General features: G+C 36.2%; 2 protein-coding genes. Both read left to right on the top strand.

The window, feature by feature from the left end; all coding sequences use genetic code 11:
* Positions 1 to 290 precede the first annotated feature (290 nt).
* A complete protein-coding gene (locus AC1DDX_RS26145; protein ID WP_477622892.1) occupies positions 291 to 1,556 on the top strand; it encodes a hypothetical protein in 1,266 nt (421 codons plus the stop codon).
* 527 nt (positions 1,557 to 2,083) lie between these two features.
* Positions 2,084 to 2,683 (top strand): hypothetical protein (locus AC1DDX_RS26140; protein ID WP_477622891.1); only part of this gene is annotated, 600 nt, incomplete at its 3' end.

Here is a 2,683-nt window from a genome sequence, read left to right as displayed (position 1 = left end):
TTGCAATACATTATACCAACTAATGGGTATTGTTTTGTAGTTGCTTAGAAAGTATTTTTAATAAAAAAAATAATACGTTTCATACAATAAAATCGATAGCTGTTTTAAACAAATTCTGTGCTCTGTCCTATTAATATTCTTTATCGGTAAATAGTATTTTATGTTGAACCAAATTCACGTTTTTTAATATCCGCCAATCAAAGTATTTTTTACTCTAAATAAGCTCCGTCATGAAACTCTCAACTCTAAAAACAAACTTGTTTTTAACTAGATGCATCGTCATCACCTCAATGTTTATAACATTTAACTGTATTTCATCAAATGTTGTAGGACAGGAATTGAAATTTCAAACCCCGTCTCCGCTTAGCACAAAAAAAGAGAAGGCAGATAAAAAAATCACTATCCAGTTTACCTTGGAAAAAGCAACAAAAGACACCAAAATTTCCTATAAAGTCCTGAAGGATAAAAGTTCGGCCATTGACAGGGACTATACTTTGGCAGATGGTGAAGTAACCGTCAAATCTGCAGACAAATACAAKGATGAGGTCGAAGTCACCATCAAAGCACAGAAATTTACTGAAGCCCTGCGTGAGCTTTACATCAATTTCACCTATAAAGATGACAAGGGTAAAGACCAGTCTACGGAATTCGTAGTAAATATTTTTGACGCCAATGACGGAAGTGCGGATGAACCCCAATACACTGCGAGTGAGGAAGAAAAAACTAGACATGTTGGAATAGAATTTTACACCGGAGGCAGCCTGGATTTCTATAACAATCTGAAATTTCAAAAAATCAGCGGTGAGCTTTTCATATACGCAAATGATATTACTGGTCCGGATGACCGACTAGGCGGCTTCCTGGGAATCGCAAACTTCCAGAATTTTACACGCGATTCCTCAAACGTGAATGTCAGGCCTCAGTACATACAAATAGATACTGGTAAATACATACCAGGCAAAACTAAATACCGGAGAAACATTTTCATAGATCATTTGAAAGTACATACCAGTCAATGGAGTTACTACTTCAACCCAACTTTCAGACTTAACAATAACAGGAGCGATTTCTTTAATATATATTTATCATTTAGAATGGAAGCTTTGGTAGTATCAACCACAAGAAGTTTTGATACCGACACCCTACCTAGCGACACCTCCGCTCTTGCGTTAACAGACCCTGTATTTCAGTCTGGAAAAGGTTTCTTATTACAGAATACTACTGATACCCAAACAAGTGGATACTTCAGTTTTGGACTCCCAATGTTTTTAAATGCGAAAAACAAAGTCAAAATTTATCTTGATCCTAACCTGGGAGTTGCTAACTACAATTTAGCATACTATAGGCCTAGGGAGGGTCAGAGGGGTATGATAAAAAATGTGCTCTCTGAAAAGAAAGCATTCTATCTAGTAAGGGCGCGTATAAGCGAACAGTATTCCGGCTTGGGCGTGACCATTGGTGGAGAAATCAGAGGTTTTTTAAAGGATTATGCACCCAGTATTAATGCCTACTTAGGAATTAAAGCAAATATTGCTGGGCTTTTCAGCAAGAACTAGGATAATGTTACTGACATTTTAAGAATGGCATGATCGATTTTCGCATGTTTTTGGATATGAAAATAATTATGAACAATTCGAAAAGCGTTACGGATTACAATATCATATCTTGCTATGCCTATGAACTTACCGATCGATTACTACTGTTTTAATGATGCGTCTGATACATTGGAGTTCAAGAATAAGGTTGAAGAACATTTGAAATAGTATTCAATCTTATTTAAACAAACATTTACACCCTTCCTTTGGTAGGATCACAGAAGTTTTTAGCAGGGAATCTATATTAACTGGCTTGTATTTTTCATTCTTGCTGGTTTGGCCTTTTAGTCCAATAGACAACAGTATAAAACATTGAAGTAATAGTGCGATTTTCATGAGTGGTTGATTGAGAGGCATTTTTAAATATACTATATTTAAAAATATAATACCACATAGAGTTTTGCCTGGTTTTAGTAAGCCCTTTTATCACTTACTTTGTTTACTTTAGTAAGTAGCTCTAATGTTTACCTTTTTAACGCGATCATTCAATGCCAACTATAAATCGTCGTCATCTCATCATTCACATCTCTTTCCTTTTAACGCTAGGCTTAGCCAGCTGCAAGCCCACAGGTTCGGAACAAAAAACAACTGCTATTGCTAAGTTGACGATTCGTTATATGAATGAGAATAAGCCAGACAGCGTTTATTTACTATTTGGAGAAACCCTCCGAAAACAAATTCCAGTAGTCAGATGGGCTAGTATTTACAAAAAACAGATCTCGGGATTGTTACCCTTAAAAAATCTAAGCTTAGTAAGCTGGAAAGATTCAATTGGGATATACAAAGTGACTGGAAAAATACCCCTGCAGATTATGTTTGGTAATCTGGATAAAGACGGCAAGATGAATACATTTGCCGCTCTGTCATCCACAGAAACGGCAAAGAAAACACACAAAGTAGCTACCGACAACAAATTAATCAACCACCTGGATAGTACTGTTGATAAGGTGGTTTCCACCTACATCCAAACTAAAGGTAATGTTGGGGTAAGTACAGGTGTTCTTTATAAAGGGAAGAGTTACTTTTATAATTACGGTGAGCGCAAAATGGACACGAAAAGTCTGCCCGATAATCATACACTATATGAT

The organism is Pedobacter sp. 10L46_2, assembly GCF_056395165.1.
This window is presented reverse-complemented; position numbering and strand designations above follow the sequence as displayed.